The organism is Kribbella sp. CCNWLW201 (genome assembly GCF_037203805.1).
In the GTDB taxonomy this organism is placed as follows: Bacteria; Actinomycetota; Actinomycetes; order Propionibacteriales; family Kribbellaceae; genus Kribbella.
In genome coordinates, this window is the sequence record NZ_JBBCBQ010000018.1 from 44,492 (window position 1) to 57,961 (window position 13,470).

Here is a 13,470-nt window from a genome sequence, read left to right on the forward strand (position 1 = left end):
CTCAGATCGCCAGCCTGACCAGGCCCGGCGGCAGCGTGATGCCGAGCACCCGATCGAACAGCACGTACGTCGCCAACGCGAGCACGACCGCGATCAGGGCGTCGCGCACCAGCCGCCGACTGCCCAAGACTCGTGCACACACGACGAAGAACACCGTGGTCGCCTGCCAGTACCCGACCGGCACGAGCAGGGCGGCATAGCCGGCAAGTGCGGCAACCAGAATGAGCACGGGCCGCCAATGGATGGGCTCGGAGCCAGCGTCCGCCTCGAGCGTCTGCCCGGTGCGCCACGCCTGCACCACGCCGATCACGGCGACGAGGCCCAGGCCGCCACCGACCAGCAGCGGGAACGCCCGTGGGCCGACGGCCTGATAGCCGCCACCCTCCGGGATCCGGAAGGCCGACACCAGGACGATCACGGCGGCAGCCAGGAACCCGACAGCGACCACCCGCCGCGACCAGTCCGTCGTACTCACTTGGCGAGGCCCATTTCGGTCAGGATCGCGGTGATCTGGGTGCGCTGGTCGGTCAGGACCTTCTTGAAGTCGTCACCCGGCGTCCAGGCGTCGACCCAGTTGTTCTGCTTCAGCACCTGCTGCCAGCACGAGCTCTGCCGCATCTTGTCGACCATCGCGATGACGTCCTTCTGCTGCTCCGCCGACAGCCCGGCCGGCGCCATCACGCCCGCCAGCGTGGTCACCGCCTTGTCCGCCAGCCCGAGCTCCTTCAACGTCGGAGCGTCGACGCCCTCGACCCGCTCGGAGCCGTCGACCGCCAGGACTCGCAGCGCACCGGCCTGGATCTGCGGCTTCAGCTCGACGACCGTGTCGATACCGACCGTCGCCGCGCCGCTCAGCAACAGGTTCATCGACTCGCCACCACCGGCCGTCGGGACGTAGTTCACGTCCTTCACCGCAACGCCCTGCCCCTTGGCCAGCCCGGCCACCGTCAGGTGTCCCGGTCCACCGAGCGATCCACCCGTCCACTTCACCCCGCGCGGGTTCTGCTTCAACGCCGCCAGCAACGCGGGCAGATCGGCGTACGGCGACTTCTTCGGTACGACGATCGCACTCGGGCCGCGGCTCAGACCGGCGATCGGGGTGAGCGTGGTCAGGTCGACGGGGGAGTGGTTGTTGACGATGCCGCCGAGCATGGTCGCGCTGTCCATCACCATCAGCTGGTACGGATCCCCGGTGTGCTTGACGAACTGGGCCAGCCCGATCGTGCCGCCGGCACCGGGCACGTTGGTCACGGTCGCCTTCTGCGAGGTGATCTTGCACTGGCTGAGCGCGTTCGCGATGCCGCGCGCCCGGGTGTCCCAGCCACCGCCGGGACTGCCCGGCGCGAGGATCGACAACGGCTTGCTGGGGTAGGTGTCGGCCGCCTCAGTGGTGCTCTCGCCGACCGCGCAACCGGTGGTCAGGACGAGCAGTGCGGCGAGTGTGGACAGGCGTTTCATCGTGCGTCCTCCAGGATCGTGGCGAAGAAGTCCTTGACCGGTTCGAGAACGCGCATGGGTTCGTGCGCGACACCGGGCACCAGGTCGAACCGGACCGTGATCCCGTGCTCGGTGAAGTTGTCCCGGAGCGCCTGTAGGCGTTCGATCCGGGTCACGCCGTGGGCGTCGGCGCCGTCCATCCAGTTCGTGTCACCCGGGTTGTTGATCTCCCAGGTCTCCACGTCGTCGGCGCCGACCACCATCTGTACCGGCACCCGGCGCAGCTCGTCGATCCGGGGTGGGTGACCGAACTCGTCGGCGAACGTAGCGGTCCCGGTCCACCAGGGCCGGTCCGGGTCGAGATAGGTGATCCGCCCGGGTGCACCGATCGACAACCCGGCGAGCCGGTCGGGGTGCAGGTAGCCGAACCGGTGGACGAACTGCCCACCTCCGGAGAACCCGTGCAACAGGAAGCGATCGGTGCTCACCTTGAACCGCGCCCCGACCTCGTCCACCATCGCCAGCAGCACCTGGTCGAAGCGGATCTCGCCGTACCGGATGAACTTGAAGTTGTGCAGGTCGTCCGGATCCCCGATCCCGGCCGGGAACAGCGGCGCCAGGACGAGGCAGCCGTGCTCCTCGGCCCAGTCGGCGAAGTTGTCCCGGTACTGCGGCCCACGCCGACCCGTTCCGTGCTGCAGTACGACGAGCGGCACCGGCGGACCGTCGGGCGTATGAGCCGTCGGCACGTACAGGCAGTAGGAGAACCGCTGGTCGTAACGGGACGCAAAGATCGTGGTGGATCCGGCCAGGTAGAAACCGACGGGATCGTTAACCGGCAGGGTGCCTGACCGGGGCGGAGGGGTGGGGATCGCATCCAATGCAGCCATGAACCGCAGCCTGGAGAAGCCCGCACGCAGCGGCAAGGACATTGCCGCGAACGCGGTAATCTGCCCCGTGGCCGTCACGCTCCTGCTGCCTGCCCCCGCATTGTCCCCGGACCCGAGCCCGATCACGGTCCGTACGTCGCCGCTGGCCGAGCTGTGCGCCTGCCTGCACGCCCTGGACGAGCCGGACCATCACCCGGCCGCCGCCCGCTGGGTCGCCCGCGTTCATGCCGGGGCCGACGAGGATCTGCTGTCCCGCGCGACCGCGTGGGCGCCGCTGTGGAGCGCCTTCCGGGCCCGCTATCTCCTCCCGCTCACCCCGGGACCGCGCCGTACCCTCGAGGAAGAGTTGCAGGACATCGAGGCGATCCCGATCGACGACTTCGTCACGATGACCCTGCAGGCGTTGATCGGCAAGAACAACGCGGCCATCGGCGACGACGTACTCCATCGCCTGCGGCTCATCTCGTCCAGCCGCCTCGAGTTGGGGTCGCGCGTCCGTGCGGATCCCGACGGGTTCCGGACCAGCTTGCTGGATTTCCTGACCGATTTCGCGGCCGCCGCGTTCACGCCGGAATGGCCGGCCATGAAGGCGGTTCTCGACCGGGAAGCTACTGCCCGCGAGCACACCCTGCATCGCCGCGGTCCGCTCGCACTGGCCGATCTACCCGCCGCCACTGCCCTTGATGGCCGGATCGTCTTGGACAAGCTCTACAACGCGACCGTCCAGATCGATGCGCACCGCCCGTGTCTGCTGGTGCCGACGCTCTACGGGCAGCCGCACTTCGTGGTGAAGCACTATCCCGGCTATCCCGTGGTCATCCAGTACGGCATGAGTCCCTCGACGGCTCCCTCGCTGGAGACCATCCGGCACCGGCTCGCCGTACTGCAGGATCCCACCCGGCTCAGGCTTTGCTACGCGATCCTGCGTAACCCGGTCGCCACGTCGGAGTTAGCCAACCAGTTGGGTATGAGCGCGCCGCAGGTCTCCCGGCATCTGCGCAAGCTTCGCGAGGCCGAGCTCGTGCACGTCCATCGGCGCGGGTCTGTCGTCTACTACCAACTCGACGCCGCCGCGATCGAACGCCTCGGCCCGCAGCTGCTGTCCGTCCTCTATCGGTAAGACGGGCATCTCAGGGAATGGGACACTCCGGCGCCGAACTTGACCCGGTCGCGGTGTGTCGGCGAGTGTTGCCTACATGCGATCGATTCTCCTCGTACTTGTGCGGCGCGCCGACTGACGCGACCACAGAGTCGAGCGCGCCCCCTTCAGCCCACCCGGCGGAGGGGGTTTTTTGTTGCCAGGGCGACTATCTGCGACCCAGAAGTGACCTGAAGACAAACAAGAGCGAGGATGGATCGGTCGCGATAAGCCAAACGTGACAGGACAAGGAAGGCACTCATGAGTGAGCAGCTGACCGGGGCACAGGCTCTGATCCGCGCACTGGAACATGCCGGGGTGGACACCGTCTTCGGCATCCCGGGTGGCGCGATCCTCCCGGCGTACGACCCGATGCTCGACTCGACCCAGATCCGCCACATCCTGGTACGTCACGAGCAGGGCGCCGGCCACGCGGCCCAGGGGTACGCCTCGGCGTCGGGCAAGGTGGGCGTCTGCATGGCCACCTCCGGCCCCGGCGCGACGAACCTGGTGACGCCGATCGCCGACGCGTACATGGACTCGGTCCCGCTGGTCGCGATCACCGGTCAGGTGGCCAGCGCCGCGATCGGCACGGACGCGTTCCAGGAGGCCGACATCCGCGGCATCACGATGCCGATCACCAAGCACAACTTCCTGGTCAACGACCCGAACGACATCGCCAGCACCGTCGCCGAGGCGTTCCACATCGCCTCGACCGGCCGGCCCGGCCCGGTGCTCGTCGACGTGACCAAGGACGCGATGCAGGCAAAGGTCGACTTCCAGTGGCCGACCGAGCTCTCGCTGCCCGGCTACCGACCGGTGACCCGCCCGCACCCGAAGCAGGTGCGTGAGGCGGCCCGGCTGATCGCGGCCGCCGAGAAGCCGGTCCTGTACGTCGGCGGCGGCGTGATCCGGGCCAAGGCCCACGCCGAACTGAAGGAACTCGCGGAGCTCCTCGGCCTCCCGGTGGTCACCACGCTGATGGCCCGCGGCGCGCTGCCCGACACCCACGACCTGCACTTCGGCATGCCCGGTATGCACGGCTCGGTGTCCGCGGTCGGCGCACTGCAGCGCTCCGATCTGCTGATCTGCCTGGGCGCGCGGTTCGACGACCGGGTGACCGGCAAGCTCGACTCGTTCGCGCCCGAGGCGAAGGTGATCCACGCCGACATCGACCCGGCCGAGATCGGCAAGAACCGGGCCGCCGACGTGCCGATCGTGGGTGACTGCAAGGAGGTCATCAGCGACCTCATCGGCGCACTCCGGACCGAGATCGCCAACACCGGCCGCACTCCGTCGTACGACGCCTGGCGGCACCAGCTGGAGGCGGTCCGGGCGAAGTACCCGGTCGCGTACGACGAACCCGAGGACGGCACGCTGTCCCCGCAGTACGTGATCGAGCGGATCGGCAAGATCGCCGGCCCGGACGCCGTCTACACCGCGGGCGTCGGCCAGCACCAGATGTGGGCCGCGCACTACCTGCCGTTCGAGAAGCCAGGCCACTGGCTGAACTCCGGCGGCCTCGGCACCATGGGGTACGCCGTTCCGGCCGCGATGGGCGCCAAGGTCGCCCGGCCCGACAAGACCGTCTGGGCGATCGACGGTGACGGCTGCTTCCAGATGACCAACCAGGAGCTCGTCACCTGTGCGCTGGAAGGCATCCCGATCAAGGTCGCGGTGATCAACAACCAGTCGCTGGGCATGGTCCGGCAGTGGCAGACGCTGTTCTACGACAAGCGCTACTCCAACACCGACCTGCACTCGGCCCGGATCCCGGACTTCGCCAAGCTGGCCGAGGCGATGGGCGGCGTCGGGCTGCGCTGCTCCGACCGCGACTCGGTCGACGCGACGATCGAGAAGGCGATGGCGGTCACCGACGCGCCGGTGGTGGTCGACTTCGTCGTGCACCGCGACGCGATGGTCTGGCCGATGGTCGCGGCCGGCACCAGCAACGACGACATCCAGATCGCCCGCGACATGGCGCCCACCTGGGACAGCGAGGAGCTGTGATGAGCAAGCACACACTGTCGATCCTGGTGGAGAACAAGCACGGTGTGCTGGCCCGGGTGGCGGCGCTGATCTCGCGGCGTGGGTTCAACATCGATTCCCTCGCGGTCGGTCCGACCGAGCACCCCGAGGTGTCCCGGATGACCATCGCGGTCAGCGTGGACGAGCAGCCTTTGGAGCAGATCACCAAGCAGCTGAACAAGCTGGTGAACGTGATCAAGATCGTCGAACTCGAGCCCAGCCAGACGGTTCAGCGCGAACTGCTGCTGGTGAAGGTGAAGGCGGACACCCTGACCAGGGGACAGGTGCTGGAGACCGTCCAGCTGTTCCGTGCGAAGGTGGTGGACGTGGCTCCGGACGCGATCACGATCGAGGCGACCGGTAATCCCGACAAACTCGAGGCCATGCTCCGGGTGCTGGAACCCTTCGGCGTCCGCGAGCTGGTGCAGTCCGGCATGGTGGCGATCGGCCGGGGCAGTCGCTCCATCTCCGACCGCACCCTGCGGCCGGTCCCGGTGCCACCGCCGCACGTCGCTTCGGGCACCCCGAACGTCCAGGCGCAACCCGCCGATCGACCGCACCACCCGGTCCCGACGCCGCCGCCGGGCCGACCCGTAGCCCCGGCCCGCCAGGCCTGAGCGCCGTACCCACACCCAGAATTCAAGGAGAAGAGCTCCAAGTGGCAGCTGAAATGTTCTACGACGACAACGCCGACCTGTCGGTGATCCAGGGCCGGCACGTGGCCGTGCTCGGCTACGGCAGCCAGGGCCACGCCCACGCGCTGTCGCTGCGCGACTCCGGCGTCGACGTCCGCGTCGGTCTGCCGGAGGGCTCCAAGAGCCGGGCCAAGGCCGAGGCCCAGGGCCTGCGGGTGCTCACCCCGGCCGAGGCCTGCGAGGAGGCCGACGTGATCGTCGTCCTCGCGCCGGACCCGGCCCAGCGCAAGCTGTACGCCGAGGCGATCGAGCCGAACCTGGTCGACGGCGACGCGCTCGTCTTCGGTCACGGCTTCAACATCCGGTTCGGCTACATCAAGCCGCCGGCCGGTGTGGACGTGTTCATGGTCGCCCCGAAGGGCCCGGGTCACCTGGTCCGCCGGGAGTACACCGAGGGTCGCGGCGTACCGGTGCTGGTAGCGGTCGAGCAGGACGCCTCCGGCAAGGCCTGGGACCTGGCGCTCTCGTACGCCAAGGGCATCGGCGGCCTGCGGGCCGGCGGTATCAAGACCACCTTCACCGAGGAGACCGAGACCGACCTGTTCGGTGAGCAGGCCGTCCTCTGCGGGGGTGTGTCGGCGCTGATCCAGGCCGGCTTCGAGACGCTGACCGAGGCCGGCTACCAGCCCGAGGTCGCGTACTTCGAGTGCCTGCACGAGCTCAAGCTGATCGTCGACCTGATCTACGAAGGCGGTATCGCCAAGCAGCGCTGGTCGGTCTCCGACACGGCCGAGTACGGCGACTACGTGTCCGGCCCGCGGATCATCGACGCGTCGGTGAAGGCCCGGATGAAGGAGGTCCTCGGCGACATCACCGACGGCACCTTCGCCGCCCGGTTCATCGCCGACCAGGACGCCGGCGCGCCGGAGTTCGCCGAGTTCCGCAAGCAGAGCGAGTCGCACCCGATCGAGGCCGTCGGCAAGGAACTGCGCGGCCTGATGGCGTGGGTCAAGTCCCACGACGAGGACTACGTCGAGGGCACCGCGGCCCGCTGACGCGCCGAAACAAAGTCGAGGTCCGGGGCACCCAGGTGGGTGGCCCGGACCTTGTCTTTTGGCACAATCAGTGACGAATCCGATGCGGGTGATTTGGGGGGTGAGCGGTGGTGGAGGACGGCAGGCAGCTGCCGCGGCCGCCTCGGCGTGTCCCCGCGGGTGCCGCCACGCTCACCCAGCTCCAGACCAGCACCCCGCGTCCGCCGGAGCCACCACCACGGCAACCGTGGATCTTCGGCCGGTTCCTGGCCGGTTTCGTGGTCTTCCTGCTCATCGTCGCCGCTGGTGCGACCGCGGGCTGGTTCCTCCGCGACCAGAACCTGCGGATCGACACCGAACAGGTCCTGGACTCGACCGGCCACGCTGTCGTCCGGGTGCTGGCCACGACCTGCGCGGGGACCGGTGAGGCGTCCGGCGTCCTCACCGACGGCGGCCGGATCCTCACCGCCGGGTCCGCGGTCGAGCAGCCGCTGTCGATCATCGTCGTGACCCCGGACAACCGGATCCGGCGGGCCAATCTGCTCGGCACCAGCGCGGACGGCGTCGCCGTACTGCACCTGATCGGGCAACTGGACGTAACCCCGCTGCCGCTTGCCGTCTCGGACCCGGACCCGAAGGCCGAGCGCGCGCTGATCGGTTACACCGCGGCCGGCAAGCAGGCGATCCAGTCGGTCGGTACGGCGGAGCAGCCGACGGCACTGAGCACGATCATGAACGCGGCCAAACTCGGCGGCCCGGTCGTCGACAAGGCCGGCCAGGTGGTCGGTGTCGTCGTCGGTGACACGGTCCCGGCCAGCACAATCATCGGTGTCGACAAGCTGCGCGAGTACGTCGCACCGCGGTCCGCCGGGATCACCGCCCGGGACGGTACGTGCACGCAGTCGCGTGGGCCGCAGAGCGCGATCGTCCCGGACCTCCAGGTCGCGAGCACTCCACTCGCCGCGGAAGCCCACCGGCTGCTCGGCAACTACCTGACCCTGGAGAACCAGCGCGACTTCACCGCACTGCAGGGGCTGTACTCCAAGCAGTTGAAGAAGACGCTGACCGTCGCGCGGGACAGCCGGAGCCACCAGACGTCGTACCTGTTCGGCGCCAAGCTCACCGAGGTCAGTCCGGACGGCGACGGCGGTGCGTACGCCCGGACGACGTACAACGCGCTGTTCTCACCGATCGCCAGCGGAGCCGACGGCCAGAGCTGCAACCGGCTGGACGTGCGCTACCGCATGGTCCGGCAGGGCGGGAAGCTCGTCATCGACCAGGCCAAGCAGATGGCGGATCCGGTCAGCTGCGACAGTGAGTGACCGGGATTCGGGTCCCCGCACCCGGGCCCGGAACGGACGGGGTACCATCGACTCAGCGGGCACAGCGCGGTGCTCTGATGATCATGAGCCCAACCGCTTCTGCAGGAGATTTCTCCATGACTGACGTAACCCGGCCCGTCGTCCTGATCGCCGAAGAGCTCAGCCCGGCCACCGTCGAGGCGCTCGGCCCCGACTTCGAGATCCGGCACACCAACGGCGCCGACCGCGCCGAACTGATCCCGGCCATCGCCGACGTCGACGCCATCCTGATCCGCAGCGCCACCAAGGTGGACGCCGAGGCCTTGGCCGCCGCCAAGCGGCTGAAGGTCGTCGCCCGGGCCGGTGTCGGCCTGGACAACGTGGACGTGAAGGCCGCCACCCAGGCGGGCGTGATGGTGGTCAACGCGCCGACCTCCAACATCGTCAGCGCCGCCGAGCTCGCGGTCGCGCTGCTGCTCGCCGCCGCGCGCCGGGTCCCGGCCGCCGACCAGTCGCTGAAGAACGGCGAGTGGAAGCGCAGCAAGTACTCCGGTGTCGAGCTGTTCGAGAAGACCGTCGGCATCGTCGGCCTGGGCAAGATCGGCGTCCTGGTCGCCCAGCGGCTGGCCGCCTTCGGCATGAACGTGATCGCCTACGACCCGTACGTGCAGGCCGGCCGGGCCGCGCAGATGGGCGTCCGGCTCGCCACCCTCGACGAGCTGCTCAAGGTCAGCGACTTCATCTCGGTGCACCTGCCGAAGACCCCGGAGACGATCGGCCTGATCGGCGACGAGGAGCTGCACAAGGTCAAGCCCGAGGTCATCATCGTCAACGCGGCCCGCGGCGGCATCGTCGACGAGCAGGCGCTGCACAGTGCGCTGAAGGAAGGCCGGGTGGCCGGCGCCGGCCTGGACGTGTTCGCGACCGAGCCGTGCACCGACTCGCCACTGTTCGAGTTCGAGAACGTGGTCGCCACCCCGCACCTGGGCGCCTCCACCGACGAAGCGCAGGAGAAGGCCGGGATCGCGGTCGCCAAGTCGGTCCGGCTGGCGCTGTCGGGTGAGCTCGTCCCGGACGCGGTCAACGTCCAGGGCGGCGTCATCGCCGAGGACGTCCGGCCGGGGATCGCGCTGACCGAGAAGCTCGGCCGGATCTTCACCGCGCTGGCCGGCGGCGTCGCGCAGCAGCTCGACGTCGAGGTCCGCGGTGAGATCACGCAGTACGACGTGAAGGTGCTCGAGCTGGCCGCGCTGAAGGGCGTGTTCGCCGATGTGGTCGAGGACAACGTCTCGTACGTGAACGCCCCGCTGCTGGCGGCCGAGCGCGGCCTCGAGGTGCGCCTGGTCACCGACCACGACAGCCCGGAGCACCGCAACCTGATCACCCTGCGCGGCACTCTCGCCGACGGGGCCCAGGTGTCGGTGAGCGGCACGCTGGTCGGCGTACGGCAGTCCGAGCGGCTGGTCGAGGTGGACGGGTTCGACGTCGAGATCGAGCTGTCGGCGCACCTGGCCTTCCTCACCTACGAGGACCGGCCGGGCATCGTCGGCCAGATCGGCCGCATCCTCGGCGACGCCGACGTGAACATCGCCGGGATGCAGGTCAGCCGGGACCGCAAGGGCGGCAAGGCCCTGGTCGCGCTGGCCGTCGACTCCGCGATCGCCACGGCGGTCCTGGACGACATCGCCACCGCGGTTCAGGCGGACACCGCCCGTACGGTGGACCTTGAAGCCTGATTCAAAGGAACGACTGCTTTACTAGAGGGTAGTCAGCCGCCCGCAGGCGCATGGCGGCTGATGAGGGCCCGAGCCCAATGGCTCGGGCCCGCCTTCATGTTCAGCGCCGGGTGGCCAGCAGTACGGCGGCGTCGGCGGCGACCATCACCTCGACGGTGGTGAAGCGCTTGTCCATCAGCCACTCCTGCCGCAGCGTGTCGACCCGCCCCTCGTACATCGGCGGCCACACCGCGGACGGCGTGAAGTCGTCCAGTACGACGAACCCGCCGGGCTCGACCACATCGGCGATGATGTCGCGGGCCGAGAGCTTCGCCTCCCGCGCGTCCACGAACAGCAGCGAGAACGGGCCGCGCTCGATCAAAGCGGTCCAGTCAGCCGAGACGACCTCGATCCGCTCGTCGTCGGCGAACAGTTCGGCCACCACCTTCGCCAGCTGCGGATCGCTCTCCGCGGTGACGATCCGGGTGCCCTCGCCGGCGCCGCTGCGCAACCAGGCCGAGCCGACGCCGCAGCCGGTCCCGAGTTCACCGAGCAGGCCGGTCTTCGAGGCGGCCAGGGTCGCGAGCAGCCGGCCGGTTTCGTTCCGGGTCGAGCTGACGAATCCGCGCCGGCCGGACAGGCTGAGGGCCGCCGATACCAGCGGCGGCAGTTCTGGAGGAGCACTCACCGGCTGAGAGTCGCACAGCATCGGTCCAGTCCTGGCACCGACATCTCACATCCCGGGACAAGCTGCCCGCATAGTGGTGAAATAGTCGGACGTCAGAGTAAATTCGGGGCCATTCATGCCGCCCGCGACCAGACCGGAGTGCAGCATGTATGACATGTACCCAGCCAACTGGCCCGCGATCGACGCCCGCGAGCGGAAAGCGGCCCGGCGCCGCCGTCCGGCCCGCCGTACCGCCGACACGACCTCCGAGGCCAGGCTGGCGCAAGAAGCGATCAACCGTCTCTACAACGGGGGAGAACCCAAGAAGTGAGCACCGACAAGACCTTCACGCTGGCCGTCGTCCCCGGTGACGGGATCGGACCCGAGGTGACCACCGAGGCGCTGAAGGTGCTCGACGCGGTCGCCGCTCAGCATGGCGTGACGTTCGAGCGGACCGAGTACGACCTCGGCGCGCGGCGCTGGCACGCCACTGGTGAGACGCTGCCGGATGCCGAGCTGGAGGAGATCCGCAAGCACGACGCGATCCTGCTCGGTGCGATCGGTGACCCGACAGTCCCGTCCGGCACGCTCGAGCGCGGCCTGCTGCTGAAGCTCCGGTTCACCCTCGACCACTACGTGAACCTGCGCCCGTCGAAGATCTACCCGTCGGTCGGCTCCCCGCTGGCGAACCCGGGCGAGGTCGACTTCGTCGTCGTCCGCGAGGGCACCGAGGGCCCGTACACCGGCAACGGTGGCGCGCTCCGCGTCGGGACGCCGGCCGAGATCGCCACCGAGGTGTCGGTCAACACGGCGTACGGCGTCGAGCGGGTCATCCGGGACGCGTTCGCCCGGGCCCAGGCGCGGCCGCGCAAGAAGCTCACCCTGGTGCACAAGAACAACGTCCTCGTGTACGCCGGTCACCTGTGGAAGCGGACCTTCGACGCGGTGGCCGAGGAGTACCCGGAGATCGCGGTCGACTACCTGCACGTGGATGCGGCGACCATCTTCCTGGTCACCGACCCGGCCCGGTTCGACGTGATCGTCACCGACAACCTGTTCGGCGACATCATCACCGACCTGGCCGCCGCGATCAGCGGTGGGATCGGGCTGGCCGCCAGCGCCAACATCAACCCGGACCGGACCGCGCCGAGCATGTTCGAGCCGGTGCACGGCTCCGCCCCGGACATCGCCGGCCAGCAGAAGGCCGACCCGACCGCCGCGATCCTGTCCGCCGCGCTGCTCTGCGACCACCTCGGCCTGACCGAGGCCGCGGCCGCGATCGAGGCGGCCGTGACGGCCGATATCGAGGAGCGCACCGGCGCCGCCCGGACCACCGCCGAGATCGGCGACGCGATCGCCAAGCGCGCCCTGGGCTGAGAGGCGGAGTCTCGCATGACCACTTGGCCAAGAGGTACGGTGCGGCTATGAGCGCCGATCTGCAGTTCACCGTTGAGCCAACCACCACACCGGCCAGCGACGACCAGCGCGCCGCGATCCTGGCGAACCCGGGATTCGGGCAGAACTTCTCCGACCACATGGCGATCGCCACCTGGGACAAGGAGAACGGCTGGCACGACGCGAGGATCACCGCCTTCGGACCGCTGGAGCTGTCTCCGGCCACCGCGGTGTTCCACTACGCCCAGACCATCTTCGAGGGGATGAAGGCCTACCGGCATCCCGACGACTCGATCCACATGTTCCGCCCCGAGGCCAACGCGGCCCGGTTCGCGAGGTCCGCGCACCGGCTCGCGCTCCCGGAGCTGCCCGAGGCGGCCTTCCTGGACTCGCTGCGGAAGCTGGTCGAGCTCGACCGCGAATGGGTGCCTGGCGGTGGTGAGACGTCGCTCTACCTGCGGCCGTTCATGTTCGGCTCGGACCCGTTCCTCGGCGTTCGCCCGTCGGCCCGGGTCACGTACTGCGTGATCGCCTCGCCGGCCGGTTCCTACTTCGCGAACGGCGTCAAGCCGGTCCGGATCTGGCTGAGCGAGGAGTACACCCGGGCCGCCCCCGGCGGCACCGGCGCGGCCAAGACGGGCGGCAACTACGCCTCGTCGCTGCTCGCCCAGGCCGAGGCCATCGAGCAGGGCTGTGACCAGGTCGCCTTCCTCGACGCGGTGGAGAAGAAGTGGGTCGAGGAGCTCGGCGGGATGAACCTGTACTTCGTCCTCGACGACAACTCCGTCGTCACCCCGGAGCTGTCCGGCACCATCCTCGAGGGCGTCACCCGCGACTCGATCCTGAAGCTCGTCACCGACCTCGGGTACCACGTCACCGAGCGGAAGATCTCGATCGACGAGTGGCGTGACGGCGCCGCCTCGGGCAAGATCCGCGAGGTCTTCGCCTGCGGCACCGCAGCGGTGATCACGCCGGTCGCGTCGCTGAAGTGGAAGGATGGCGAGGTCCAGGTGGCCGACGGCAACGGTGGCCCGGTCACCGCCGCGGTCCGCAGCGCCCTCCTCGACGTCCAGTACGGCCGCGCCGCCGACCCCCACAACTGGATGACCCGCGTCTGCTGAGTCCTCCCGCCGTACGTCCGAAGAACTGTGGCCCACAACCCACAGTTCTTCGGACGTTGTGATTTCAGGATCTTTTCAGGATTGGGGTGTGGACGGATGGTCGCTGCCG

Annotated in this window: 13 protein-coding genes; 9 read left to right on the forward strand and 4 right to left on the reverse strand. The window is 69.0% G+C overall.

What is annotated here, in order from left to right; all coding sequences use genetic code 11:
* Position 1: 1 nt before the first annotated feature.
* The 3 genes from V9K99_RS41360 to V9K99_RS41370 are packed head-to-tail and all read right to left on the reverse strand — an operon-like array spanning position 2 to position 2,327.
* Entirely contained in the window at positions 2-475 is a 474-nt protein-coding gene (locus V9K99_RS41360; protein ID WP_337011343.1) for a tripartite tricarboxylate transporter TctB family protein, read from the reverse strand.
* Positions 472-1,458, reverse strand: coding sequence for a Bug family tripartite tricarboxylate transporter substrate binding protein (locus V9K99_RS41365; RefSeq protein WP_337011341.1), 987 nt, complete (start codon positions 1,456-1,458; stop codon positions 472-474). Before V9K99_RS41365 ends, V9K99_RS41360 begins: the two co-directional genes overlap by 4 nt.
* Entirely contained in the window at positions 1,455-2,327 is an 873-nt protein-coding gene (locus V9K99_RS41370; protein WP_337011339.1) for an alpha/beta hydrolase, read from the reverse strand. Before V9K99_RS41370 ends, V9K99_RS41365 begins: the two co-directional genes overlap by 4 nt.
* On the opposite strand from V9K99_RS41370, the gene V9K99_RS41375 reads away from it, so the two are divergent.
* From V9K99_RS41375 to serA, 6 genes are all read left to right on the forward strand, one after another.
* On the forward strand, positions 2,326-3,447 hold the full coding sequence (locus tag V9K99_RS41375; protein WP_337011337.1) for an ArsR/SmtB family transcription factor: 1,122 nt from the start codon (positions 2,326-2,328) through the stop codon (positions 3,445-3,447). The two genes, V9K99_RS41370 and V9K99_RS41375, sit on opposite strands and share 2 nt — an antisense overlap.
* 279 nt (positions 3,448-3,726) lie before the next feature.
* Positions 3,727-5,475 carry an acetolactate synthase large subunit gene (locus V9K99_RS41380; RefSeq protein ID WP_442914772.1) on the forward strand — a complete coding sequence of 583 codons (1,749 nt, stop codon included), beginning with the start codon at positions 3,727-3,729 and terminating at the stop codon, positions 5,473-5,475.
* Positions 5,475-6,110 (forward strand): acetolactate synthase small subunit, encoded by a 636-nt coding sequence (gene ilvN / locus V9K99_RS41385; RefSeq protein WP_442914771.1) that lies wholly within the window; start codon positions 5,475-5,477, stop codon positions 6,108-6,110. Before V9K99_RS41380 ends, ilvN begins: the two co-directional genes overlap by 1 nt.
* Before the next feature lie 53 nt (positions 6,111-6,163).
* Complete coding sequence (gene ilvC, locus V9K99_RS41390) at positions 6,164-7,183, forward strand: ketol-acid reductoisomerase (protein WP_337011433.1); 1,020 nt, start codon at positions 6,164-6,166, stop codon at positions 7,181-7,183.
* Between the two features lie 110 nt (positions 7,184-7,293).
* Positions 7,294-8,484 carry a S1 family peptidase gene (locus V9K99_RS41395; protein WP_337011333.1) on the forward strand — a complete coding sequence of 397 codons (1,191 nt, stop codon included), beginning with the start codon at positions 7,294-7,296 and terminating at the stop codon, positions 8,482-8,484.
* 116 nt (positions 8,485-8,600) lie between these two features.
* Positions 8,601-10,199 carry a phosphoglycerate dehydrogenase gene (gene serA, locus V9K99_RS41400; RefSeq protein WP_337011331.1) on the forward strand — a complete coding sequence of 533 codons (1,599 nt, stop codon included), beginning with the start codon at positions 8,601-8,603 and terminating at the stop codon, positions 10,197-10,199.
* 100 nt (positions 10,200-10,299) lie between these two features.
* Here the strand turns inward: serA and V9K99_RS41405 are convergent, their stop codons facing one another.
* The gene (locus V9K99_RS41405) at positions 10,300-10,866 is read right to left on the reverse strand and encodes an O-methyltransferase (RefSeq protein ID WP_337011329.1); all 567 of its coding nucleotides are present in this window, start codon (positions 10,864-10,866) and stop codon (positions 10,300-10,302) included.
* A 145-nt stretch (positions 10,867-11,011) separates the two neighbouring features.
* On the opposite strand from V9K99_RS41405, the gene V9K99_RS41410 reads away from it, so the two are divergent.
* The 3 genes from V9K99_RS41410 to V9K99_RS41420 are packed head-to-tail and all read left to right on the forward strand — an operon-like array spanning position 11,012 to position 13,361.
* Positions 11,012-11,176: a hypothetical protein gene (locus V9K99_RS41410; protein WP_337011327.1), complete on the forward strand. Its 165-nt coding sequence runs from the start codon at positions 11,012-11,014 to the stop codon at positions 11,174-11,176.
* Positions 11,173-12,222: a 3-isopropylmalate dehydrogenase gene (locus V9K99_RS41415; protein ID WP_337011325.1), complete on the forward strand. Its 1,050-nt coding sequence runs from the start codon at positions 11,173-11,175 to the stop codon at positions 12,220-12,222. The genes V9K99_RS41410 and V9K99_RS41415 overlap by 4 nt, the downstream gene beginning before the upstream one ends.
* Positions 12,223-12,269: 47 nt before the next feature.
* Positions 12,270-13,361 (forward strand): branched-chain amino acid aminotransferase, encoded by a 1,092-nt coding sequence (locus V9K99_RS41420; protein ID WP_337011323.1) that lies wholly within the window; start codon positions 12,270-12,272, stop codon positions 13,359-13,361.
* Positions 13,362-13,470 lie beyond the last annotated feature (109 nt).